15 protein-coding genes are annotated in these 23,855 nt (G+C 42.8%); 8 read left to right on the top strand and 7 right to left on the bottom strand.

The genetic code is table 11. The features are described from left to right. Positions 1-121: 121 nt before the first annotated feature. Complete coding sequence (locus tag AC0J5Y_RS01490; protein ID WP_475131213.1) at positions 122-1,138, bottom strand: RluA family pseudouridine synthase; 1,017 nt, start codon at positions 1,136-1,138, stop codon at positions 122-124. A gap of 1,208 nt (positions 1,139-2,346) precedes the next feature. Here AC0J5Y_RS01490 and AC0J5Y_RS01485 point away from each other — a divergent pair. Next, entirely contained in the window at positions 2,347-6,690 is a 4,344-nt protein-coding gene (locus AC0J5Y_RS01485) for an Rne/Rng family ribonuclease (protein ID WP_475131212.1), read from the top strand. A 241-nt stretch (positions 6,691-6,931) separates the two neighbouring features. Here the strand turns inward: AC0J5Y_RS01485 and AC0J5Y_RS01480 are convergent, their stop codons facing one another. After that, positions 6,932-7,861 carry a DUF808 domain-containing protein gene (locus AC0J5Y_RS01480; RefSeq protein ID WP_475131211.1) on the bottom strand — a complete coding sequence of 310 codons (930 nt, stop codon included), beginning with the start codon at positions 7,859-7,861 and terminating at the stop codon, positions 6,932-6,934. Between the two features lie 402 nt (positions 7,862-8,263). On the opposite strand from AC0J5Y_RS01480, the gene AC0J5Y_RS01475 reads away from it, so the two are divergent. The 5 genes from AC0J5Y_RS01475 (at position 8,264) to AC0J5Y_RS01455 (ending at position 14,027) form a co-directional block, all read left to right on the top strand. Then, a complete protein-coding gene (locus AC0J5Y_RS01475) occupies positions 8,264-9,121 on the top strand; it encodes a DsbC family protein (protein ID WP_475131210.1) in 858 nt (285 codons plus the stop codon). 214 nt (positions 9,122-9,335) lie between these two features. Continuing rightward, positions 9,336-10,682, top strand: a complete 1,347-nt coding sequence (locus tag AC0J5Y_RS01470) for a homoserine dehydrogenase (protein ID WP_475131209.1) — start codon at positions 9,336-9,338, stop codon at positions 10,680-10,682. A gap of 73 nt (positions 10,683-10,755) precedes the next feature. Continuing rightward, complete coding sequence (locus tag AC0J5Y_RS01465) at positions 10,756-11,937, top strand: thiolase family protein (protein WP_475131208.1); 1,182 nt, start codon at positions 10,756-10,758, stop codon at positions 11,935-11,937. A gap of 386 nt (positions 11,938-12,323) precedes the next feature. Next, complete coding sequence (locus AC0J5Y_RS01460) at positions 12,324-13,172, top strand: DUF2382 domain-containing protein (protein ID WP_475131207.1); 849 nt, start codon at positions 12,324-12,326, stop codon at positions 13,170-13,172. Between the two features lie 171 nt (positions 13,173-13,343). Next, the gene (locus tag AC0J5Y_RS01455; RefSeq protein ID WP_475131206.1) at positions 13,344-14,027 is read left to right on the top strand and encodes a YsnF/AvaK domain-containing protein; all 684 of its coding nucleotides are present in this window, start codon (positions 13,344-13,346) and stop codon (positions 14,025-14,027) included. 94 nt (positions 14,028-14,121) lie between these two features. On the opposite strand, the gene AC0J5Y_RS01450 is transcribed toward AC0J5Y_RS01455, so the two are convergent. Both AC0J5Y_RS01450 and secA read right to left on the bottom strand, forming a co-directional pair. Beyond that, positions 14,122-14,643 (bottom strand): hypothetical protein, encoded by a 522-nt coding sequence (locus AC0J5Y_RS01450; RefSeq protein ID WP_475131205.1) that lies wholly within the window; start codon positions 14,641-14,643, stop codon positions 14,122-14,124. A gap of 183 nt (positions 14,644-14,826) precedes the next feature. Further along, positions 14,827-17,607 (bottom strand): preprotein translocase subunit SecA, encoded by a 2,781-nt coding sequence (gene secA / locus AC0J5Y_RS01445; RefSeq protein WP_475131204.1) that lies wholly within the window; start codon positions 17,605-17,607, stop codon positions 14,827-14,829. 398 nt (positions 17,608-18,005) lie between these two features. On the opposite strand from secA, the gene mutS reads away from it, so the two are divergent. Beyond that, a complete protein-coding gene (mutS, locus tag AC0J5Y_RS01440) occupies positions 18,006-21,143 on the top strand; it encodes a DNA mismatch repair protein MutS (RefSeq protein WP_475131203.1) in 3,138 nt (1,045 codons plus the stop codon). A gap of 93 nt (positions 21,144-21,236) precedes the next feature. Next, entirely contained in the window at positions 21,237-21,560 is a 324-nt protein-coding gene (fdxA, locus tag AC0J5Y_RS01435; RefSeq protein ID WP_011279554.1) for a ferredoxin FdxA, read from the top strand. Between the two features lie 91 nt (positions 21,561-21,651). Here fdxA and tfpZ read toward each other — a convergent pair whose 3' ends face one another. From tfpZ to AC0J5Y_RS01420, 3 genes are all read right to left on the bottom strand, one after another. Beyond that, the gene (gene tfpZ / locus AC0J5Y_RS01430; RefSeq protein WP_475131202.1) at positions 21,652-22,395 is read right to left on the bottom strand and encodes a TfpX/TfpZ family type IV pilin accessory protein; all 744 of its coding nucleotides are present in this window, start codon (positions 22,393-22,395) and stop codon (positions 21,652-21,654) included. Between the two features lie 98 nt (positions 22,396-22,493). Then, positions 22,494-22,973: a pilin gene (locus AC0J5Y_RS01425; protein ID WP_475131201.1), complete on the bottom strand. Its 480-nt coding sequence runs from the start codon at positions 22,971-22,973 to the stop codon at positions 22,494-22,496. 345 nt (positions 22,974-23,318) lie between these two features. Then, complete coding sequence (locus tag AC0J5Y_RS01420) at positions 23,319-23,792, bottom strand: pilin (protein WP_475131200.1); 474 nt, start codon at positions 23,790-23,792, stop codon at positions 23,319-23,321. Between the last annotated feature and the right edge of the window lie 63 nt (positions 23,793-23,855).

The following is a 23,855-nucleotide window of genomic DNA, read 5'->3' as shown; positions in this document are numbered from 1 at the left end:
TAATAAATGGCAGATAGCAAAACGTCACGACGTCTTATTATTTATAGGACATCGTGACGTTTTGGATGAAGGCTCAATCTATATAGATGGCATCTACTGTAAAGCGCGTATCACTAGCCGCTTATTTAGGTAAATTGGCTTTAATATCTTCTGGCATCCAATCGAGCATCTCATCTGGTAAAGGCGCAGTGATGGTCTCATAACCAGGAATATCCAAACGCCACGCATGTAAGCACAGACGATGAACGCCAGATTTGTCATGTACATGATACTTATCATCACCCAAGATAGCATGACCAATGTGCGCCAAATGTACACGAATTTGATGGGTACGTCCGGTGCGCGGCTTGGCTTCAATCAAGCTAACAGGCTGCTCAGCAATCATAAAACGACCATGAACGACGATATCAGTCTGACTCTCTTTGGTTTGCAGGTCTTCTACATCCACCTTGACGCGGCGCTCACCGCTTGCCAGTGTATAACGCAACAATGGCGCATCGATACGTTGTTCGTTAAGTGCAGGCTGACCTTTTGCAATACATAAGTAATGCTTTTGAATGGTTTTGTCAACCAGATGCTGCTGCAATACTTTAAGCGCAGAGCGTTTTTTAGAGATCATCAATAAGCCTGAAGTATCTTTGTCGATACGATGCACCAGCTCTAAATACTTCTTACCTGTGACTTCACGCATGGCTTCAATGACACCAAATGCAAGACCACTACCGCCATGAACCGCAATACCTGATGGTTTATTAAGTACGATCAAACCTTCATCTTCATAAACCACACGCGCCAATAAGCTTTTGGCAAATTCGGTACTGATGATAGGTTTTTCACGAGTGGCAAGTACCACTGGCGCAATACGTACCACGTCTTCACGCTGCACTCTATCATGAGCCTTGCAGCGCTTATTATTGACGCGAATCTCATCTGAGCGAATCATTTTATAGATATGCGGTTTTGGCAAACCTTTTAAGCGATTAAGCAAAAAGTTATCCAAGCGCTGGTCGTGCTGATGACGCGTGACTTCAAGGTAATTGACCTTGCTAAAATTGCTAATCTCATCGTCAGCGCTTTGTGGGCGCGTTTTACTATTAAAGATAGCTGGCGCTTCGTGGATAGGTTCGTCGTTTGTCATTTTTGAGTTCGTCATTTTTAGTTAGGCAATTACATAAAGATTTGCTATAGTTTAACATGTTGAGCGCCAATTAAGCAGAGGTTGAGACAATAATTCATTGCTAATTGATTGTTGTTTTAGGTGGAAAATATCGATTTTATGACTGGCTAATCACTTGTCAATACAATCGGCTGATTCATACAACCTATGCAAGCTCGGCGCTTCATCTGATTTTAAAGGTGTTATAGCAACAGATATACTTTATAATACCTAATAAATTTGAAGAACATGACTGATATTTATCAGTAAAAAATTATTTTTTAGTAAAAACTATTTATTCTTATAAAGCATTTCTTACAGAATATTATGACAATAGATAGTATCGACTTGATAAATATGGCATTAGCCTTTTGTTAAGCGATAACCAACCATATACCTTTTACTCACTACCCGCATGATAACGACTTGATTTGATGATTTATTATCTAACAGTCCTTTAGTCGCGTGCAGTTGAGCAAGTATGGGTCGTTGAGAGTGCAATCGAGTATTACCCTGTAAACCTCGATAACTGCCTGAGTATTGGCGGTCAAACAGAGGACGATAAGTAGAATAGACATGAGACACCGTGCCGATAAGCCGGTCATTTATTCTGTTTGCCAAGTACGCCCCGCTGATGACTAACGCAGCAAGAACTCGCTTTGAGACGCCCAAGATATTATTAACATTATATCCAAAAGAACGATAAATAAAGAATGACTAATTGCTTAATCTGGACGGATAACCGCTGAATTGTAATTTATACAGTCAACAGCGATATGATTGCTAGACCTTGATTGATTATGTGTCAGCACGATGCTTTTTTGGCATCAGTAATACCTTTATATATCAGTAACCATCCGCCACTATGACGAAATGACAAAGTGCGCTGACCACCAATATGGTTCAAAATACTGATAATAAACGATCACTAACCTGCTTATGTATTAATCGCTATAACAAGCCTGCTTATATTAAGACATAGACTTACACTCTATGCCTTCTATATTGAAGTTACTATCACTGGTCCAAAGTTAAGCTTTCAAAACGCGTTTCTGCGCTTTATTAATGCCATGCTTTATGTTCTTTCGTTAATTTATATCTGCTTATGCTGATTTTGTTATTAGCAAGTACTTGCCACTTTACCCTAAAGCCTGTCTTTTCGTTATTATGCGTACTCATAGGATACTATTATGAAACGCATTTTAATCAACGCCACCCAAAACGAAGAGATTCGTGTTGCCCTCTGTAAAGGCAATCATCTATACGATTTCGATCTCGAAAACCGTACCCGCGAACAAAAAAAATCTAATATCTATAAAGGTCATGTGACCCGTGTCGAGCCCTCGCTTGAAGCGGTATTTGTCGAATATGGTTCACAGCGTCAAGGCTTCTTACCGATTCGTGAAATCTCTGCCGAATATTTAAGTGGAAATCCGCGTGATGAGAACATCAAAAAGCTAATCAAAGAAGGTGACGAGCTCATCGTCCAAGTTGAAAAAGAAGAGCGCGGCAATAAAGGCGCTGCCCTTTCAACTTATGTGTCATTGGCTGGTCGTTATCTGGTATTAATGCCAAACAATCCTCGCGGCGGTGGCATCTCGCGTCAAATCTCAGGCAAATTGCGTGAAGATATGAAACGTATGCTCGGCAGCTTAGATCTGCCAAAAGGTATGAGTGTTATCATTCGTACTGCTGGTATTGGTAAAACCCAAGAAGACTTGCAGCACGATTTAAATCATTTGCTAAACATCTGGCAAGCCATTCAAGAACAAAACCAAAAATATCCATCACCGCGCCTAGTGCATCAAGAAGCGGGCGTCGTTACGCGTGCTGTGCGTGACTATCTACGTGATGACATCTCTGAGATTTGGATTGATAACGAAAACGCTTATATTGAAGCGGCGGGCTTTATTGATGCTGTGATGCCAAAACAGGCTGAAAAACTACGCAAATATACCGATTATGAGCCGATGTTTTCGCGCTTTAATATTGAAAAACAGATTGAAACTGCTTATCAGCGTGAAGTTCGCCTACCATCAGGTGGTTCAATCGTTATCGATCAGACAGAAGCATTGGTATCTATCGATATCAACTCTGCTAAGTCTACCAAAGGTTCAGACGTTGCTGAAACCGCTTACCACACCAATTTAGAAGCCGCCGATGAGATTGCCCGTCAATTGCGCCTGCGTGATATGGGCGGTTTGATTGTCATTGATTTTATTGATATGAATGACAACAAGCATCAAAAAGAAGTTGAAAAACGTCTGATTGATGCCACCAAATATGACCGTGCCCGCGTCCAGTTTGGTGATATTTCTAAGTTTGGTTTGATGGAAATGAGCCGTCAGCGCCTGCGTCCGTCATTAGAAGAGTCAACCGGTTATATCTGCCCACGCTGTCATGGTAATGGCATGATTCGCGACCTGCGTTCATTGTCATTATCTATCATGCGTCAGATTGAGCAAATCGCGTTAAAAGAACGTCAAGGTGAAGTTCAAGCAGAAGTACCGACTGATATCGCAGCATTCTTACTAAATGAGAAACGCGACAGCTTGGTCTATCTTGAGCAGGACAGTGGTACACGTATTACCATCTTGCCGCACGCGCATTTAGAATCGCCAAACTTTAAACTTCACTTTAATCGCGATGGCTTTGCCCCATCAAGCTATGAGCGTATCACTGATACTCAGCTGCAAGAACATAGCGAGCTTGGCTACAACGTTGACTGGCAAACGGCTGAAAAAGAGCGCCCTGAACAGCAGCCAACTCGACAGCCACGTCAAGCTGCGGATAAAAATAGCAGCGATCAAGTGCAGGCTCGTCCTAACGTCCAGCAAAGTACGTCTACGCAGCAGCAACAGAATAGCACCAGTCATAGCAATGAACATCGCAGTAATAACAATAATAGCAATGTAACATCAGCACGTGCGCCACAAGCTCAAGAGACTCCAAGCGCTCAAAACCCTCAGAGCCCTCAGAGCCCTCAAAACATTGTGACCCCATCAGCGCCAGTAGCACCACAGCCTGCGGTTATTGCCGCTGGGCAGCCGCAAGCAGTTGCTTGGTTGTCTAATTTATTTGCGCAAGCGCCGCAAGCTCAAACCACATCAAGTGTTAGTAGTCGTGACGCTGCTGAAGCTATCGAAGCATTGGTTAATACCGGAGCGCAAAGCCTAGGCTCATTTGGTCAAGTGGATAGTACAGCTTTAGCGAACAATGACAATAGCCAGAGTACGGCAGCGCCTCAGCCAGCAACTAATCAGCAAAGTAGTAATGAGCAGAATCGTCAACTGACACGTTCTGCTGAGAGTAGTACTGATGATAGCAGCGACGCTGAAGAAAGAAGAAGACGTAAACCGCGCAAATCAAGACCATCTAAGCCGCGTCAAAGAAAAGATCAGGCAGATGATGTTGATAGTAACGCTACTAGCAATACAACTGACGGCAGCGCGACGGTCACTGAAGATAAAGCCAACAACCAAGATAAGCGTCAGCAAGATAACAGACGTCATAGCGACCGTAATCGTAACAACCGTCAAGACAATAATCGTAATACAAATGAAGACAACGCTAATCCGACCAGTGTTAATGCAACCAGTGTCAGCGACAGCAGTCGTTCTGACAGCTCTGATAATGTAGTAGAAGAGCAAACTCGTACTAAGCGCAAATCGAACAGTCAACGTGGATCACGTGGCAAGCTTGAGCGTGGTGAAACTTTAACGGCAGCTGACTCTAAGCAAAATAATCAGCAAGCCTCTAAAAATGCTAACGGTAGCAGAATCCAGTCTAATGCGCGCCGTAATCAAGATCCTAATGAAGTAGTATTACAGGTGAATGAAGCGGTCAGTGAGCTCAAATCGCCAGAAGTGGTACATTTGTCATTAGATGATAGCAAGTCTGCATCACGCCAAGCGACTCACAAGCAAGCAGTAATTGAAAGTGATACTGATGCTGAAAAGGAGCGTTCAGAGAATAATAATGAGCAACGTGCGGATAAGCAAAAGTCAGTCGATAACAACCCAGTTCAAAAAACTGCTAAAACGATCGATACCAGCAGCGATGCATCTGATAACACACAACAAAGTAGCCTCCAAGCTGAAACTTCTGAAAAATTCTCTGCACAAGTCAATGCTACTCAGATCGATCAAGTAGAAAAAAGCGCTAATTCCGATAAAGTGGATCAAACTACTTCGAAAGAAAATGATAAAAGCGGCGATAAAATTAGTAGCCACAAACCTGCTGTAGATGAAAGAGCTAGTAAAAAAAGTAGCATGGGCAGTAAAGCCGAGAATACTGCATCAACTCAAGAAGTGGTAGCGGTACAAGTAGAAAAGGCAGCGGCAATCGAAACCACTCAGAAGGCTTATATTTCTGAAAATACTGCCGAAGAAAATGTGGTCGTGGATCCTAACGAAGTTGCTGCTGAGGATAGTAGCAGTCAGGCAGTACTTGAGCTTAGCCGTGATGCTTTATTTGCTGAACGCTACGTTGCGGCAAATAAGTTTGGTCAAGCCAGTAATGATCCACGTGTCGTACGTCTTCAACAGATCCAAGCATCATTTGCTAAAGCGTCTCATGCAAATAAGCAAGATGCGCAAGTTAGTAAGCACGCGTCTACCATTCGTGGTACGGTTGGTGAATTTATCCGTGCAACGTTAACAGAGGCAGAAAACCGCTTAGCGACAGACGGTGTCATCAGCTGCTTTAATGCTGCTATCGCTAAGCATCTAGAGCAGACGCTAGTTAAAGACAGCGCTGACAAGCAAGTGGCTATTAAACCAGTTGCTCATAGCGACTTTGATTTTAGCAATTATGGCTATCAGCCTTTAGCAGCGGACTACATTGCACGTTTTGAGTCGATGACAAAAGCGGTCAGTCAGTTTGCAGCGGTCCAAGGTAAAACATCAGTTGTGCCTCGTGCTATCAGTAAACGTGCTAGCAATGATCCACGTGGTCAGCATCCTGATTATAAGGAATCAGCGGTATTGGCGGTTACTGATACGGCAAATAACGAGCCCGTTCAAACGGGCGTCGATATTGATGTGCATGAAGTAGAAGCCGATGCTCTGACCACTCAAGCTCAAACAGAGGCTGTCAGTGATCAAAGCAAGCACTTATTAGATGCTGAGCAAACATTAGCAGAAGTAGATATAGTGCAAACTAATATCGAAAGCACTGATATCGAAAGTATCAAAAGTGTCGAAAATGATGTAGCTGAAATCAAAATGACCGACATCGACGCTGCTGATGTTGCAAACGTTACTGTCGAGCAAAGTGACACTGTACAAGATGCTGAATCAATAGTAGCGCCTTCTCTTAAAGACGACAGTCAAGCAGCCAAGTCAAAAACGACCATAGCCAGTTATAAAAACATGATTGAAAATGTGGCAGAGCAATTATTACCACAAAAAGGCATGTTTAATTTAACCACACCAAAAGTACCAAAAGCACGTAGCCGTAAGCCAAAAGCTGACCATAAAAAGCCGACGCAAGCTGAAAAAATTGAGTCAGATGATACTGATAGTGAAAGCTAGTCCATAAGCCAAAAGCAAAAGCCCCAAAGTTGCAATCAACTTTGGGGCTTTTTTTGGATTTAATATAAGACGTATTAACTGTAGTCGGTGAAAATGAATATCGATACAACACGTACTGCTGGTGCAAATTTTTCTTGCTTGCTGTGCCATTGCTGCCAGAGGCTGAAAAAAATTTGCACCAGCAGTACTGTAACGACTTTAAAATATTTCAACTATAGAATAAACAAAAGCCATCGGTCAGTTAGTGTGCAGAAGACGCTTTGTCGTCTTTACCACCAATCTTGCCAATGACAGTCAAAATAGCCACGACTGCGGCTCCAATAATAAACCCAACAACACCATTCAAAATCGCGGTAGTCACGCTCTCAAAAATACCAGTTAAATGGGCAATATCTTCTACTCCGTGATGTAAAAAGCCAATGCCATGTACCAAAATACCACCGCCGACTAAGAACATCGCTAATGTACCAGCGATCGACAAAAACTTCATTAGCTTAGGCGCAGCAGCAAACATAAATTTACCAAGATTTTGTTTGAACTGCCCTTCTTGTTCCATCAGATGCAGACCTGCATCATCTATCTTGACGATACCAGCCACCAAGCCATAAATACCAATAGTAATACCAATGGCCAAAATAGACAGTACCAAGCTTTGCTCTAGCAAGGTGGCACTTGCCGCTGAACCCAGTGCAATCACAATGATTTCAGCTGACAGAATAAAATCGGTACGTATCGCACCTTTGATTTTTTCCTTTTCAAATGCCACCAAATCGACCGTCTCATCAGCATTGGCTTTGCGGCGCGCATTTTGTTCTTCATCATGCGGCAAAGCATGTGGCCAAAAGCGGTGAATGACTTTTTCAGCGCCTTCATAGACCAAATAGAGACCACCGCACATCAACAAAAAAGTGACCAGAGGGGGATAAATAGCACTAATCAATAACGCCGCTGGTACTAAAATAAGCTTATTAATGAATGACCCTTTGGCCACTGCCCAAATGACTGGAAGCTCACGATTGGCTTTTACACCAGAGACTTGCTCCGCATTCAACGCCAAATCATCGCCCAATACGCCAGCGGTTTTTTTGGCAGCGACCTTGGTCATGACGGAAACGTCATCCAATATCACACTGATATCATCAAGTAGGGCTAATAAACTGGCACCTGCCATAGTTGCTCCTTAAGCGAACATTGCTTCAATAAGTAAATTTTCAAATAACAGATAACTCTGTCATACAAGTGGGTCTAGCAAAAAATACAGTTATAAGCAGTAGCCTACCTAGACATAAAATGATATGAAATAGTACAAATGTATTTTATTTATATTTTATTAACGAATAGCTACAAACTGTGTATTTAATAAGACCGTTATACAGGCTTTCACGGTTATTTATAAAAATATGCTAATATGAGGCTGATTATTAGTTATCTTTTGTTATCAATGAACTGTAATAATTTATTACCTCTTACGGGTCGATCTAGTCATTATGTTAGATCAAAATTCCAAAAAATCTTCATTACCTTTTTGCTATCAAAATATTGACTAGGCATGACTGCCTAAAGGAAACATCCTATGTTCTTAGCGCCTTTTTCTAAAACCCATCTCAACCGTGATGCCTTTTCTCGCAGTCCTCTTACCCGTGTTATGAGTGCTGCCTTGCTGGTTGTCGTTGCAGCTGGCTGCTCTAATAATGCCGCAGATGCGACCAGCAATACAGATCTTGTCAATAGCAGCAAAGCCAAAATGAGTACTGCTGCGGTTTCTAAGGACAGCGACGCTAAAGTAGTAAAGTCTTTGCAAACCAATTTAGAGGCTTCTGGTATTGAAGAGACTATCCTCTCAGCTGTACCAACCGATATGACTGGTATTTATTGGGTGACAGCTGAAGGGTTGCCTTCTTTTTTTACGGATAAGGCGGGCAAACATATTATTCAAGGTCAAATCATCGCGGTTGGTGCAGCCGAACCTGTGGATATTAGTGCCGCGTTGTTGGCCAATACTGCCCAAGAAGCGTTAAAAGCAGTCGACAAAAAAGACATGATTATCTATCCAGCAAAAGGTGCGACTAAAGCTGTGGTTTATGCCTTTACAGATGCAGACTGTGGCTATTGTCGTAAATTGCATGAAGAGATGGATGATATTAATACACGTGGCATTGAGGTACGTTATTTGGCATGGCCACGTAGCCAAGAATCAGTGCCAAAAATGGAAGCTGTTTGGTGTAGTCAAGATCGTAATGCCGCCATGAATCAGGCAAAAATAGGCGACAATGTACAAGCACCTAGCTGTGTCAATCCGGTACAAGAGCACATGGCTTTAGGGGCAAAACTTGGTGTGCGAGGTACGCCCGCTATCTTTACTGAAGCAGGACAGCAAGTAGGCGGCTATCTACCTGCAGCTCAATTGGCAGAAGCTGTTGGGGCTAATTAAAGACGGTTATATGATTTAAGTATTCTTGATATGTATGACGTTGGCGACATTGTGTAGACGTCACAACTGCTTATCGGTATGATAGGATAAAGCGCTAGGCAGTCTTAGCCATATAATTTCTATATAAGCGCTTATTTATGTTAGTGATTCTTGTAGTTTCAAGATCTTTCATAGCAGCGTTTTTTATCCCACTATTCAATCTCTTGAGGATCCTGTGAGCAAATCCATCAAACTAGCGATACTTGGTTTAGGCACCGTCGGAACGGGCGTGGTCAATCTAATCAATGATAATTTAGATGAACTAAAACGTCGTAGCGGCCGCGACATTGTGATTACCGAAGTCGGTATTCGTCGTCAGCGTGATGACATTAATCCTAATATTATGCAAAACAGTGATCTGATGGCAATCGCTGCCAGTGACAATGTCGACATCGTAATCGAATTAATTGGCGGTACGACCCTTGCAAAAGACGTTATTATGCATGCCATCAAAAATGGCAAGCATGTCGTGACGGCTAATAAAGCGTTACTGGCTGAGCATGGCAACGAGATTTTTGCTTTTGCTGAGCAGCATAACGTCCATGTCGCCTATGAAGCGGCTGTAGCAGGTGGCATCCCGATTATTAAAGTCATGCGCGAGGGCTTAGCTGCCAATAAAATTGATTGGCTAGCAGGTATCATTAATGGTACGGGCAACTTTATCATGACAGAGATGCGCGATAAGGGTCGTACGTTTGCCGATGTACTGAACGAGGCGCAAGCGCTTGGCTATGCTGAAGCTGATCCTACGTTTGACGTTGAAGGTATCGATGCCGCGCACAAGCTGGCGCTCCTTGCCTCTATCGCCTTTGGTATTCCATTGCAGTTTGATAAAGTCTACTGTGAAGGTATCACGGGTATTACTTTGCAGGATGTCAATTACGCTGAAGAGCTTGGCTATCGTATCAAGCACTTGGGCTTTGCTGTTCGCCGTGCGGGCAATGGCAGCGGTGACGACAGCGCTGGTATTGAGCTACGTGTACACCCAACGCTCATTCCACAAAACGCCCTACTTGCTAATGTTAATGGCGTAAAGAATGCCGTACTGGTTAACTCTCACCCTCTCGGTCAGACGTTATATTGCGGTGATGGCGCAGGTGCAGGCGCAACGGCTTCTGCAGTGATGGCAGATGTGATGGATTTAGTGCGTGTATTAGGGTGTAAAGATGCTGATCAACAAAACAGCAATGGTCATCATGTCCCGCACTTAGCTTTTATCCCTGAAAAATTGTCAGATACGCCAATATTGCGTGCTGAACAAATGATTACCGGATATTATTTACGTGTACATGCCTATGACAGTCCTGGAGTATTGGCAGATATTACCCGTATCTTGAGTGATGCCGGTATCAATATCGATGCTATTTTACAAAAACCGGCGCATAAGCTTGGGCAAGTGCCAGTGATTATTTTAACGCTTCCTGTGGTTGAGAGTCAGATGAATCTTGCCATCGAAAAAATCGAGAAGTTAGACACCATTACTGATAAAGTAGTACGTATACGTTTAGATGAGCTGGCATAAATACGCTCTTTAAACAGACCCTCTTTAATCAGTCAAATATATTGGATTAACATACTCAAAAAAGGAAATAATAATGACACATGATGCAATTGTAATCTTAAACGGCGCTCGCACCCCAATGGGCGGCTTCCAAGGCGCGCTAACAGACGTAAGCGCCACAGATTTGGGCGCAGCGGCTATCAAAGCAGCCGTTGCGCGTTCAGGCGTTAATATTGATAATATTGATGAAGTCATTATGGGTTGTATCTTAACCGCAGGTTTGGGTCAAGGTCCTGCGCGTCAAGCGATGCGCAAAGCTGGCTTGTCTGATGCAACGGGTGCGGTTACCATCAATAAGCTGTGCGGCTCAGGTCTAAAAGCAGTTATGCAAGCTCATGACGGTATCAAAGCCGGAAGCTTTAAGGTTGCCGTTGCTGGTGGTATGGAGTCGATGACCAATGCGCCTTATATCATGCCAGGTTCGCGTGGTGGCTATCGCATGGGACATAAAGAAGTCAAAGATCATATGTTCTTAGACGGTCTAGAAGATGCCGATACTGGCAAGCTAATGGGTCAATTTGCACAGGAGATGGCGGATGAAAAAGGCTATACGCGCGAACAAATGGATGATTTTGCTATTGAGTCTCTAAATCGCGCACTTACAGCGATCAAAGACAATCATTTCAAAGATGAGATTGAACCAGTTACGTTCAAAACTCGTAAAGGCGAACAAACCGTTGATACCGATGAGCAGCCTGCCCTTGCTAATGCTGAGCGTATCCCTACTTTGCGTCCTGCCTTTGCAAAAGACGGTACCATCACCGCCGCAAACGCCAGCTCTATCTCAGACGGTGCTGCAGCTGTTGTATTGATGAAAGAGTCACAAGCCAAAGAAGAAGGTCTAAAGTATCAAGCGCGTATCGTCGCGACCGCCTCTAATTCTCGTCATCCAAGCGAGTTCACTATTGCTCCTGTTGGCGCAATTGAAAAAGTATTGGCAAATGCTGGCTGGTCAGTCTCTGATGTCGATTTATGGGAAATCAATGAAGCATTTGCTATGGTTACGATGGCAGCAATGGATGAGCTAAACATTGAACATGCTAAAGTAAACATCGAAGGCGGTGCTTGTGCCCTTGGTCATCCAGTGGGCTGTTCAGGCGCTCGTATCCTAGTGACGCTTATTAACTCTCTAAAGCGTACTGGTGGCAAAAAAGGCGTTGCTACACTATGTATCGGTGGCGGCGAAGCAGTAGCAGTAGCAATCGAATTGGCTTAAGTTATTTTAAAATAATCGGTATGCTACAAAGTTTTAGCTTATTATTAGAATTTAGAACCGCGTCGCTTTGAGCAATGCGGTTTTTTTATGTCAAAATATTAATACCCGTCTGCTTAAATGTATTAGCGTAGGAAAGCCTTAACTTAAAGGTTATATAGTGATTATGCTCTTTACAGCCTATTACACATTTTTACGTCAAGCGCACACTTTGCTACCTTGCTTATATATCTCGTGCCAGATCGTCCTGTTACGATAACAACAAGTCGAGATAGCGACTGGCTATAATAAATACTATTGCTTGAACCGTTTATGTAATAACAGTTCATATAAAATATCAATAAATCATTTTATAAAAAGAAATTTACTCATACAAAAGGAAGATAATAATGAGCCAACTTATTCGTTTAAGAGATATCCAAGCAACTCACCGTGATCTGTTCAGTGATGATTATTATGACCCAACTGGCAAGACTGCTTTTGGTGTCAATGAAGAAAAAATCGGTAAAATCGAAGGCGCATTGGTAGAAGATACTACTGGACGTATTCGTTACTTAATCGTCGATGCAGGTGGCTGGTTTAGCTCAAAAGAAGTATTGGTACCAGCAGGTTTAGCACGTATCGTTGGTGATGACGTATTCTTTGATAGCTTGACCAAATCGCAGGTTGAAGCCATGGAAGTTTATGACCATGATTATCAATATAGCTATAAAGAACAATATGAAAGAGACCGTCAGTCATTTGTGGCTGACAGCATTCCAGAATCTGAGCGTATGGAAATTGCCGATCATAATTACGATGCACCAAATACGTTAGAGCTGTTAGAAGAACGTCTGACTGTTAATAAAGATCGTATTGTGGCAGGTTTGGTAAAAGTCGGTAAGCATGTCGTGACTGAAGAACGTAACGTCAATGTTGACTTGGAAGAAGAACATGCCAACATTGAACGTACCAACGTTAATCGCCCAACTGAACGCCGTATCGGTGATATCGATGGCAATCAGACGATTGAAGTTGAGCTAGAAGCTGAGCGTGCTCATGTCAATAAAGAGACCTATGTTACAGAAGAGGTGAATGTTGGTAAAACGACAGAGCGTCATACTGAGACTATCGTAGATACCATTCAACGTGAAGAGCTAGATGTCGATAACAATGGTAACGTGATTGATCGTGATGGCAATTTGTTTACTCGTGATGATATCAATGCTGAAGATGTACGCCGCGCTCGTGGTATGTAATAGGCTAGGCATTCGTATGGTTTTATAATCTAAATAGTATTTTTGATATTGTTATATACTATTTAAATCAATACTATATGATAGCCATTAGCCACTGAGTGATTTGCTCAGCAGATAAGACCAGAGCTCGTCTCTGGTCTTTTTTTATATACAAAAATAAGGACAATAACCATGAATGCTAATAATGAAAATAACTATCCTAATACCAACTATCCTAATACCAACTATCCTGACTTTACCAATAATACCGCTATTGGCACGCAAAATGATTTAACCTCATCTGACTTATTATCATCTGATCATAGTCAAAAGCAAGCAACAATAAGCAATCAACAAGAAAATATGTCAGAAAATCTAAGTGATATCAATAGCAATAATGGTGGTTATCTAGAATTATTAGAAGAGCGCCCAGTGGTCAATAAAGAGCGCTTGGATGTTGGTAAAGTAACTGTCACTAAGCATTTTCGGACCAAAACCATTCAAGTGCCTATTGAGCTAGTAGAAGAGTACATCACGGTACGTACCGATTATCAGGATGCTGAAAGTCAGGATCTATTGTCAGGGAACTATGACGATAAAGACATATTGCGTCATGTGGAGCCTTCATTAGACAGTAAAGCCGTCGTTACTATCAATGGCACACAAGTTGAGATTGGCGATGCGCCTATTGAGATTGTTTTATCGCGTCAAATCGCAACCATTACGAAGGACACTTATGTGATCCAAGAAATAGCCATTGAAAAAACCACACACACACATACAGATAGCATCGAAGTCGAACTCAAACATGAGGAACTCGACGTTATTGAAGAAGGGTTTTTGGCACATGAGCAAAATACGGCTCATAAGAGATAAGCTGTCGAATTCCTGATTTTATGGCAATCTAATATAAAAAAAGCAACGCGAACGTTGCTTTTTTTATATTAGATTGCCATCAACGTGTTAGCCATTATTGAGTCTTTTTACATTCATAAGTAGTGACGTTAGTGGTGTCAGTGCCAGCGGTACGCATTACACCTGTTTCGCGGTCTTTATGGGCTACGCGCCATTGTACGAAGCCTGTCGTACCATCGATAGCCGTTGCGCCCTCAAATACTTCAGGATTGCTGGCTTCATTGGTTTTTGTCAAAGTGACTGACCCTTTAGCAGTCGCAAGCATCACTTGGTTAGTATCTTTATAAGTCGCTTCGACTTCTAGCTCAGGAGAGCACAAGTACGTTATTTGATTGACGCCAGTATTGACCGTAGCTACGGTATCATCTGCGACTTCGCTGGCGGAGGCATCTACGACCACATCACTTGGCTCGGCAGGTTCGGCAGACATAGGCACTGCCTGCTCTTCACTGATACTCTCTTCTAAACTTGGCTCTGTTTCTTGCTTTGGCTGACAGGCTGTTATAGACAAGGCTCCTGCCAATAATGCCGTAACAACCAAAGAGTGACGCCACTGTTTTAATAATGCTACATTCATCATGCTCTCCCAAATAATTATGCTAAACACTATAGCCTGTCCACAAATGCGCGCCTACATTGAATTTGTAAGTAATCAATATAATGTAGATGATAGTTTTATTCAACCATCAATCCCCAGTGCATAAAAAAGTCCCTATCTATGATAGATAAGGACTTTTTAATTAGGGAATGTTAGCTAGGTTTATATTTTGCCATGACATTGCTTATACTTAAGTGCTGAACCACAAGGACATGGGGCGTTACGGCTGATGTTCATACCAGCATATGGGTTTGGCTCATTTTCATTATTGCCATTACCTGCCATAGCACCAGCTGCCGCAGCACCGCCAACGACATTACGACTTTGCGCTGCTGCTCTTTCCACACCGCCATCCATATTATCGATATCACTGTGTTCAAACTGCATTTGCATATGGGCTGCGTTTTCACGTTGTTGAATTTCTAATGCTTCTAGTTCTTCTTTGGTCGGGATATGCACACGTGATAAGTCTTGTACCGTTTCAGACTTAATCGCGCCAAGCATCATTTGGAACAGCTCAAATGACTCGCGCTTATACTCTTGCTCAGGATTTTTCTGCGCATAGCCACGCAGATGAATACCTTTACGTAACTGATCCATCTGAGTTAAATGCTCTTTCCAATGCTTATCTAAGCTTTGTAGCATAAAATGACGCTCAAGCTGGGCAGCATCTTTTTCGCCCATCTGTTCACGGCGACTGTGATAGCGATCGATGGCCGTTTGGATAATTTTGGCGCGTAAGCCCTCTTCATCTAAGCGACGATCTTCATCAAGCCAATCATTAATCGGCATTGCAATCTTGAATTCGTTCTCAAGCTCATCCTCTAACCCATCGACATTCCATTGGTCATCGATAGAGCCTGGTGGAATAAACTGGTTAATCATAGCGTTGTAGACTTCTTGATGCATGATGTTGATAGCTTCAAGCAAATCCATCTCTGCTAATAAATCATCACGCTGACCATAGATAACCTTACGTTGATCATTGGCCACATCGTCATATTTCAATAGATTCTTACGTGCATCAAAATCGCGGCTTTCTACTTTACCTTGGGCGTTTTCAATCGACTTTGAAACCATCTTATGTTCAATAGCTTCGTCTTCTTTTAGTCCCATTGCACGCATCATATTCACCACACGATCACCGGCAAAGATACGCATTAAGTCATCTTCAAGTGATAAGAAAAAACGTGACATCCCAGGGTCACCTTGACGACCCGCACGACCACGCAACTGGTTATCAATACGGCGTGATTCATGACGCTCAGAACCAATAATGTGCAAACCACCAGCCGCCACGACTTGGTCATGCTTGATTTGCCATTGGGCTTTTAGGCGCTGCATCTCTTCAGGACTGACCGACTCTGGATCTTCGATAAATGACTGCCAGTTACCGCCAAGGATAATATCGGTACCACGACCCGCCATGTTGGTAGCGATGGTGACCGATTTTGGACTGCCTGCCTGTGCGATGATTTCTGCTTCACGCTCATGCTGCTTAGCGTTTAGCACGTTATGCTTCACGCCTTCTTGGTCTAGCAGATAAGACAATTCTTCACTGGCTTCAATGGTCGCTGTACCGACCAATACTGGCGCGCCTTTTGCCTGAATCTCTTGAATCTCGCGGATGATGCCTTTATATTTGCCTAACTTCGTTAAGAAAATTTGGTCATCCATATCGACACGAGCAATTGGCTCATGCGTTGGAATCACAATGACATCTAAGTCATAGGTTGACTTAAATTCTGCTGCTTCAGTATCAGCGGTACCTGTCATACCAGATAGTTTGTCATACAGACGGAAAAAATTCTGGAATGTGGTGGTTGCAAGCGTTTGATTCTCTGCTTGGATCTCAACGTTTTCTTTGGCTTCGATTGCTTGATGCAGACCTTCTGACCAGCGACGACCAGGCATGGTACGCCCAGTGTTTTCATCAACGATGACGACTTCACCATCATCAACAATGTAATGGATGTTTTTGACAAAGACATGATGGGCGCGAATCGCCGCTTGTACATGAGCCAATAATGGCAAACGACTTGGGCTATAAAGACTTTCGTTTTCGCCAAGCTCACCCACTTCGATTAAGAAGCGCTCAATTTTCTCATAGCCTTTTTCGCTAATCTCAATCTGGCGGTTTTTTTCATCAATCCAAAAATCTTCTTCTTCGTTATTCTTATTGGCTTCTTCGTCTTTTGAGCGAATTAGCACGGGAATAATGGTATTAATCAGCGCATACATGCGTGATGAATCTTCAGCTTGACCCGATATAATCAATGGCGTACGAGCTTCATCGATTAAAATAGAGTCAATTTCATCGATGATACAGAAGTTTAATGGACGCTGCTTTTTCTCTTTTAAACTAAAGACCATGTTATCGCGTAGATAGTCAAAACCGTATTCGTTATTGGTGCCGTAAGTGATATCCGCTTGATAAGCATTGATCTTTTCTTGTGGTGGCTGCTGCGAGTAAATCACCCCAACGGTCATGCCCAAAAAGCCAAATAAGGGACGGTTTAATTCCGCATCACGTGCCGCCAAATAATCGTTGACTGTCACCAAATGTACGCCTTTGCCGCTGATGGCATTAAGGTACATGGCCAAGGTGCCCATCAAGGTTTTACCTTCACCGGTCTTCATCTCAGCGATTTTACCTTCGTGCAAGGTGATACCACCGATCAGCTGCACGTCATAGTGACGCATACCATTCACACGTAGCGACGCTTCACGGCAGACCGCAAACGCTTCTGGCAACAGGGCGTCTAAGCTTTCGCCATTTTGGTGTCTTGCTTTAAATTCTTCGGTTTTTTGCTGTAATTGTTCATCAGATAGAGCTTGTATCGCAGCCTCGTATGCGTTTATTTTGCTGACCACTTTGCGCATGCGTTTAAGCTCACGCTCATTTTTGGTGCCAACGACACTGCCTATAATCTTTGATAACATAATTTTTTGACCTATGGAAATATTCGATAATTAGTGCGCATGACGACGCTTTACTCGCTGTTTTTTTAATTATTTGGCTGGTTACTGTCCAATTTAAGACAGTCCAATAAAATATCGCCCAATTAAGTGTGACGTCATTATATATGGTTATGACGGCGATGGATACAAGGGCAGTTAGCAGTTATTTGCCGACATAAAAAGGGGATAGGACGTGTTAAAATAACAGTTACAAACCTATGTTTTTCAATTCTTTTGCTTGTTATCAACATGCTTTTTAGGTGACCTACTTTATTTTGAATCGATTATTATTAGCCCCTATATCTAAAGCCTTTTATCTAGCCAAACTTATTTAAACACCCCTATCCAATAAATAAAAAAGACAACTTAAGAGATTCTGCATGCCAGTTAAACCTTTTGCTCAAAAGAACAATCTTAGTAAACCCACTTCAAAATCTGTGCCAGTTGACTCTGACTCATTGGTCATAGGTGATGCCATTTATCACTTGGCAGATCATACGCCGATGATGGTGCAATATCTCAATATGAAGGTTAACTATCCTCAAGCTTTACTGCTGTATCGGATGGGCGATTTTTATGAGTTGTTTTTTGATGATGCCAAACGTGCGGCGCAGATATTGGACATTACGTTGACCCGCCGTGGGACGGATAAAGCGGGCAACACGATTGCGATGGCAGGTGTACCCTTTCATGCAGCCGATAGTTACATGGCAAGATTAATTGCCGCTGGGCAAACAGTGGTGGTCTGCGAGCAAATAGACGAATCAGCCACTGGTAATGCGAGTAACCCATCCAATACTCCTACAATGGGCGATAAGCAGAAGAAAGATAAGAGCAAATCGGCTGCTGGCACTATTATGCGCCGTGAAGTGGTTAAGACTCTAACTGCTGGGACGATTACCGATGATGCACTCATTGCGCCCAATCACACCCCGACCGTTGTCGCTATTGATATCGAAACTCCTAAATCGAACAGCAAGCAATCTGTGCAAGCTGCCATTAGCCAAATGGACTTGGCTGCTGGCACGTTGACCACACAAACACTTAGCGCAAATCATAGTGATATTGAAGGTTTGCAAACTCAAATGCTCACGGTGCTGGCACGCTTTGCGCCCAGTGAATGTATCATTAGTGAAGCACTGAGTGACAGTAGTGATGATATCAGCGCAGACTGGCTACTGTGGTTACGTCAAAATCTCGACTGCCCTATTATCGAAGTGGCGGCTAATGACTTCCATCGTGAGCATGCCAGCGCAACCCTTTGCCAACAGTTTGAGGTTCAGCGTCTTGATGGGCTTGGTATTAGCGATGCACCACTTGCCCAGTCTAGCTGCGCGGCGCTTATTCACTATGCACGACAAACCCAGCAGCGCCATGTACCACAAGTTAACCAGCTCATCGTCGAATATAATGATGACTATTTAATCATCGATGCCAATAGTCAGCAAAATCTTGAGCTGTTTACACCCGTTAGCAGCAATGGTACGTCATTGATATCTGTCCTCAACCATTGTCAAACGCCGATGGGTCGACGCTTACTTATACAGCAAGTGAAACGCCCACTGCGTCAGCATTCGCGTATTAATTTGCGCCTAGACGCGATAGCCAGTTTGTTAAATATAGATAATTACTTTGTCGAAAACAAAAATATTAATCAAAATCTAGAAAATAACTCATTGATTACAAGCTTACGTGAGACTTTAAATGCCATCGGCGATATTGAGCGTATCAGTAGCCGTATCGGGCTGATGAGCGCCAAGCCGCGTGACCTGCGTAAGCTTGCAGACGGTATTGCTAGTAGCGCCCAGCTAACTGCCCTACTGACGGAGGCTGGCATTGATCATGAGCAGGCAGGACTTTTGCCCATGCTGATGCAGCAATTGCCTGCCCAGCTACCAGCCGTGCAATCCATAGCCGAGCTGATTGAGCGCGCCATTATTGTAGAGCCACCGGCACATATCCGTGATGGCGGTATGCTCGCTGCTGGCTATGATGCAGAGTTTGATCGCTTGACTCATTTGCATGACAATATCCAAGTGACATTGGATGAAATGGTAGAGCGTGCGCGTCAAGAGAACCAATTGCCCAGCTTAAAAGTCGGCTTTAACAAGGTCAGTGGCTTTTATTTTGAATTGCCCAAAATGCAGGCGAAAAATGCCCCTGCTCATTTTATCCGTCGGCAAACGCTCAAAAGCAGCGAGCGCTTTATCACGGACGAGCTAAAGGAAGTCGAGACCGAATATCTAAGTGCGCAAACCTTGGCGTTGACTCGAGAAAAACAGCTGTATCAGGAGTTGATGATATTATTAAGCAGTCATTTAGCCGAACTGCAACAGCTGAGCGCTGCTGTCGCACAAATAGATGTGCTGAGCAACTGGGCACAGCTTGCTCTTACTTACAATTGGCAGCGACCAGTGATGAGTAATGACTCAAAAGATAATAGGAGCTTAGAAAAAAGTAGCTCAAAGAATGACAGCCAAACCAGTATCGACATCAAACAAGGTCGTCACGTTGTCGTTGAAGCGGCGTTAAATCCAGTGAATGCAAGCAATACCGTTAAGCAAAATAGTAATAATATGCATAACAGCCATTTCGTTGCCAATGATTGTACGCTCGGCAGCGATGTACATCCTGAGCGCTTATTAATGATTACTGGTCCCAATATGGGCGGTAAATCAACCTATATGCGCCAGACAGCATTGATTGTCCTGCTTGCCCATTGCGGTAGCTTTGTCCCAGCAGCGCAAGCTCGTATCGGTGATATCGATCGCATCTTTACGCGTATTGGCTCAGCGGATGATTTGGCAGGTGGTAAATCTACCTTTATGGTGGAAATGATTGAGACTGCTAATATCCTCAATCAAGCAACAGCCAAATCGCTGGTGCTGATGGATGAAGTCGGACGCGGTACGGCGACCACTGATGGCTTGGCAATCGCTCATGCTTGTGTCAATCGGCTGGTAGAGATTGGCTGCCTGACATTATTTGCCACCCATTATTTTGAGCTGACAAAATTGGCGCAAAACCCTAAAGAAAATCGTGGCAGCAATGACAAATCTATACGTAATGTGCATGTCGCTGCTAGCGAAGTCGACGGTCAACTGCTATTACTGCATCAAATCTGGGAGGGTGCAGCAAGCTCTAGCTTTGGACTACATGTGGCAAAAATGGCAGGTATACCGATTCAAGTGCTTAATGATGCCAAGCGCTATTTAGCAGATAACTTAAACATCGATAACCTACAAGCAGGCAACCGAACAACGGATAATGACAAAACCCTTGATGACAAAAATGAATTAGCTAAGTCAGTAACGGATAAAAGCCAACAGGCGACTCAAAATACGCCAGAAAAAACTACTATCAGCCATGTTGATAAAAATCAAAGTACTGCCGATATTCCACAACAAAATCAGTTGTTTAGCCTACAAGACGAGCTACAGGCTATCGATCCTGACAGCCTAACGCCCAAGCAGGCACATGATTTACTCTATCATCTTAAGAAAATCATTAGTTATTAAAGGGAATTGTTAAATTATCTCAAAGGCGTTAAAATACGCCTTATTATAAATCTATTTTATTCAGCCTTAAGCCAATAACAGGTAGACAGTACTATGACCTTTGTCGTTACAGATAACTGCATTCTTTGCAAATACACCGACTGTGTGGAAGTCTGTCCTGTGGACTGCTTTTATGAAGGACCAAATTTCCTCGTCATCGACCCTGATGAGTGTATCGACTGCGCGCTATGCGAGCCTGAATGTCCCGCTAATGCGATCTTCTCAGAAGATGAAGTGCCAAAAGGGCAAGAGATGTTCACTCAGCTAAATGAAGAGCTGGCGCAAAAATGGCCAAACATCACTGAGATGAAAGAGCAAATGCCAGAAGCGGCTAAGTGGGATGGCGTCGAGGGTAAGATTCAGTATTTAGAGAAATAACCTTCTCTTTGAAGTATCTATATATCATTTCCATAAAAAACCACCTAATAGCGAGATGCTGTTAGGTGGTTTTTTATGATGCCAACTTCTGTCAAGGTCGTAAATCGACTATTCCTATAATGCGCTGCTCAGTTTTATTAAGCAGTACTACTGCATCTGACTCGTAGCCTTTTAAGGGTAACCAGCTGTCCGCTTCTGAGTGATTAGCGATTATATTATCAACCTCGTTTTCTTTATTATTCTTCTTGAGTTGATTTAATGGCTTTGCTTGCTTGCTCATAATTGACCATTGATTATCTAATGGTTCATATAAATTCGGCTGCATACTTGGCGCAACGCCAGTTTCCAGCTCTACGAATAATCTATCGTTTTTTTGCTCAATACTTGTTGTAGGTTTGACTGCTATAAGTTTTGGCTTTCCCCACCCTAAGCTATTGTAATCAGCTGACGCTTGCTCCAGACTTTCTACAGGTATGTTATTTGCCTGCACTACTTCAAAGCGACTGGTGTCAAAAGCGATATATACGGGTCTACTGATAGCGATATTATAGATGCCGTAGGTGAATGCAGCGAGCTGCAAGACAACAATCACTCCCAAATCTAACTTTAGAGATTTTTTGCCTTTTTTAGCAATTATTAATGTTAATAAAGGTCCTAAAACAGCATCGATACCTAACATCATCATAAATATATGGGTCACGCCTACTGCTTTAGCTAAAGGCGCTGGGTGCCAAACCATGAAGACTATATATAAGCTGACTAAAGCAATGAAAAGAGAAACGACCAAATGATAGCCAAAGGCTCTAAGACGAAATTTTAACGATGAATTTAGCATGGTTTATATCAATTTTTTGGGTGCGTCTAATTCAAAGATAGAACGCTTGTATACAGTTTATGAAAGTCTCAAACGAAGATGTAGTAGTATAATTAGTTTTAATCCTGACAACTTGCTGGCAGTCTATCCGCCCCGACCGACCCACTACACACCCATTTAGTAACTTGCTCATTAGTATTAAGATTAATCTCAGGAGTGAGTATCAATGTTTTACCAGCGATATTCCCTGAGTCAAAAGTAACCGTAATGACGCCTGTGTTAGCAGCGACACTAACGCCATTTTGCTGAACATACTTACCGTCTAGCTCGTTTGCTTGCTTGCCAATATTACCAGTGGTTGCAACTGTGGCGGCACCAGGAAAGGCTTTATGCTCCCACACCCATATAGCTATTTCACTACGTAGTCCCTCTGATACCGCAAGCCCTTCAATCGTTTGTGTGCGCCCGACATAGCTCATATAGTTAGGTATTGCGATAGCTGCTAGTATACCAATAATAGCAATGACGATCATTAATTCAATCAAGGTAAAGCCTGAATGAGAGCTACTAATAGTATTAGAATGGGCTATGGTATGCATAATGGTTCTCTCATGGAACAATATAAGTACAGGACTATAGTCTGTGAAAAGTAATATCGATACAACACGTACTGCTGGTGCAATTTTTTTCTTGCTTGCTGTGCCTACGCAGACAGAGGCTGCAAAAAATTTAAACCAGCAATACTGTAGCGAATTTAAAGTATTTCAACTATATCTATAAATATGTTATTGCACACAACGTACCATTATATCCGATGGACAAAAATGCACAGATAGGAGGCACTACCCATAAAAAAATCATAAATATAGGTCAAAAACTGACAAAAAAAAGCCCTAACATAAGCTAAGGCTTTAAAAAATTTTACTTATTAAACGAATAAACTATTACTGACAGCTAGAAGGTAGACGTGACTTATCGATACCGGCAGTTGTATGTGGAGCACATTTCCAACCAGAAACCTGACCTGTTGCTGCAATAACTGTTGGTGTCAATGTCATCGCTTTAGCAGCGTTAGCACCAGCATCAAATGTAATGTCAATAACAGATGGAGCTGTTGGCGTAGTAACACCAGCTGCATCTCCACCCGTAATTTTTACGCCGCCTGGCGCAAAGTATTTACCATCAAGCAGTAAAGCCTGAACACCAACACTATCAGCAGCTTGTGGGAAACGACTTTGATCAGAGATAAATGTAGCAATATCAGACTGTACGCCTGAAGTTGCTTTAAGACCTTCTGATGCTTGAGCACGAGCCGTATAGTCTTGATAAGCAGGTAGAGCGATCGCAGCTAGGATACCGATAATAGCGATAACGATCATTAGTTCGATTAAGGTAAAACCTTTTTGAGCAGTGTTCATATGAACTCCTTTTGGGGTATATAAAGATAAATGCTAATAGTGCATTTTATCTTTAGGGATATA

This window comes from Psychrobacter sp. TS_SC_6, assembly GCF_056156305.1.
The sequence above is the reverse complement of the archived record's forward strand: the minus strand, read 5'-3'. Positions and strand labels throughout refer to the sequence as shown.